This window comes from Sphingorhabdus sp., assembly GCF_044354325.1.
GTDB lineage: Bacteria > Pseudomonadota > Alphaproteobacteria > Sphingomonadales > Sphingomonadaceae > Sphingorhabdus_B.
This window is the reverse complement of the sequence record NZ_JBILAF010000166.1, coordinates 1-2690: the sequence shown is the minus strand read 5'-3', so window position 1 is coordinate 2690 and position 2690 is coordinate 1. Positions and strand designations below refer to the sequence as shown.

Below are 2690 nucleotides of genomic sequence, written 5' to 3'. Positions count from 1 at the left end.
AGATCGGCCCCGAACGAGCAATTCAATCCAATGGTAAGTGGTTTGACATGGCGGATCGCGGCCCAAAATGCCTCAACGGTATGGCCCGACAGATTGCGTCCAGCCATATCGGTGATTGTCATCGATATCATCAAGGGCACGTCCCTGCCCGATGCCAGCGCCGCTTCCTGCGCCGCCATGCCTGCGCATTTGGCGTTCAGCGTGTCGAAAATCGTTTCAATCAGCAGGAAATCCACGCCGCCTTCGATGAGCGCGTCGCATTGTTCGCGATAGACGCCTTTCAGATAATCAAAGTCGATTTCGCGATAGCCGGGGTCGTTGACGTCTGGCGACAATGACAATGTCTTGTTCGTCGGCCCAATCGAGCCTGCAACAAAGCGCCGTTTGCCATCTTCGGCTTCCGCGGCGTCACAACAGGCGCGCGCGAGTTTTGCCGAATCGATGTTCAATTGCTGGACCAGATGTTCGCAGCCATAATCAGCCATGCTGATCTTCGTGGCGCTGAAGGTGTTGGTTTCAATCATGTCCGCGCCAGCGCTCAGATAGGCGCTGTGGATGGCGCCAACCACGTCAGGCCGTGTGATCGACAATAGGTCGTTGTTACCCTTTTGATCATGGGTGAGTTCCAATGACCCGCGATAGTCCGCCTCGGATAATTTATACCCCTGAATGGCGGTCCCATAGCCGCCGTCGAAGACCAATATTTGCTTGGACGCTCTTGCAACAAATGCCTCACGCGGGGTCATGCCGCTTGCTCCTGCGCGGCGCCAGCGGGCCGTTTTCCAAGCAAATGGCAAATGGCATAAGACAGCTCGGCGCGGTTGAGCGTGTAGAAATGGAAATCACGCACACCGCCTGCATATAATCTACGGCACATTTCCGCCGCGACGGTGGCCGCGACAAGTTGCCGCGCAGGTGGATGGTCATCCAACCCTTCAAACAAATGCGCCATCCACACGGGAATTGCGGTGCCGGTCATGGCGGACATGCGTGTGATTGCCGCAAAATTTGACACCGGCATGATACCCGGCACGATTTCGGCGTCGACACCCGCGGCAGCCACAGCATCACGAAAACGGAAGAATGTTTCAGGTTCAAAGAAAAATTGTGTGATGGCCCGGCTCGCGCCTGAATCCAGCTTGCGCTTCAGAAAGTCGATGTCGCTGGCCGCGGACAGGGCTTCGGGGTGGGTTTCGGGATAGGCACTGACCGATATCTCGAACGGATGGAGCTTACGCAGTCCTTCGACCAATTCCGCGGCACTGGCATAGCCGTCGGGGTGCGGGACAAATTTACCGTCCGAGCCTGGTGCATCTCCGCGCAGTGCAACGATGTGCCGGACACCAGCCTCCCAATAGGCATTTGCGACGTCGGCAATTTCGCCCTTTGATGCTTCGACGCAGGTTAAATGTGCGGCAGCCGGAATAGTGGTTTCGCGGGCAATGCGGGCGACGGTGTTGTGTGTCCGCTCACGCGTTGTCCCGCCGGCACCATAAGTGACCGATACAAAGCGCGGAGCAAGCGGCGCGAGCGTGACGACCGAATCCCACAACTGCTCTTCCATCTTTTCGGTTTTGGGCGGGAAGAATTCAAAGCTGATTTCGCAATCACCGGCAAGACCGGCAAAAAGGGGCGCGGCCAACGCCCGGCTGGCTTCCTGCATTTGGGCGAGGGGGAGAATCATGCAACAATCCTTAAGTTGTTCTTTGGACGCGGGGCGGCGAACGATAGCTTTTGCCCCATCCACACTTTTACAATGAGTTCACCCGACTCAAGTGCGGCCTGATGCACCATCTGCAGGCCATGCGCCGAGAACGCATTCCGCATAAATTCATCGGTAAAGCCAAGCCGGGCATGGGCATGCACCGTGCGGAGTTCTTCATGGTCATGGGCCGCAAAGTCGACGATCAGGAGCTGCCCATTGTCTGCGACTGTCCGGATGGCTTCGGCAATGACGGCCTCGGGGTCTTGGGCGTAGTGCAGCACTTGGTGGAAAATGACGGTGTCAAACTCGCCATCGCCGACGGGGAGCATGTTGAAGTCACCCAGCTTGATCTCGACCTTGCTTGCGATATCGGCACTTAAGTTCGCTATTTTTGCCCGGGCAAGCCGCAACATTTCGGGGCTATTGTCCAAAGCGACAAAGCGGCTTGCGCTCTCGGCGAACAATTCAACAATGCGGCCAGTCCCTGTACCAACGTCCAATACACGGCCCAACGGCGCGCTATGCAAAATCTGCGCAATCTTCGCCTCAACTTCTGAATCAGCAACATGCAGTGATCTGAGGAAATCCCATTCTTCTGCATGTGCCGCAAAATAGGATGCTGCCATATTGGTGCGTGCGTTGCGGACCTCGTCCAGCCGCGCCAGATCCTTTTGAAAGGCCTTTGCCTGCGTAACATCGGCTTCTGTCAGTAATGACGTGAGGCGTCCGTCCTCCAAAACAGCGCCAGGCCGCAGGAAAACCCAGCTTCCTTCTTTGCGTCGCTCCAACAACCCAGCTTCGTCCAATATGCGGATATGGCGGGAAACGCGGGGCTGGCTTTGATCCAATATCTGCACTAACTCGCCCACCGACAGCTCAAGTCGAAGCACGAGAAATACGATTCGAAGCCGGGTCGGGTCGGCCAGAGCGCGCATGATGTTGAGCAAATTGATCATTTCAACGTCATATAAAGAAATCTTTATAT

Annotated in this window: 3 protein-coding genes; all 3 read right to left on the bottom strand. The window is 56.2% G+C overall.

The annotated features are described in order from the left end of the window. Window positions 1-746, bottom strand: a 746-nt coding sequence (locus ACIQ0G_RS10840) for a homocysteine S-methyltransferase family protein (protein WP_397577914.1), incomplete at its 3' end; no start/stop codon positions are given. Next, window positions 743-1684: a methylenetetrahydrofolate reductase [NAD(P)H] gene (gene metF / locus ACIQ0G_RS10835; RefSeq protein WP_397577913.1), complete on the bottom strand. Its 942-nt coding sequence runs from the start codon at window positions 1682-1684 to the stop codon at window positions 743-745. The genes metF and ACIQ0G_RS10840, both read right to left, overlap by 4 nt. Next, window positions 1681-2690, bottom strand: a 1010-nt coding sequence (locus tag ACIQ0G_RS10830) for an ArsR/SmtB family transcription factor (protein ID WP_397577912.1), incomplete at its 5' end; no start/stop codon positions are given. The genes ACIQ0G_RS10830 and metF, both read right to left, overlap by 4 nt.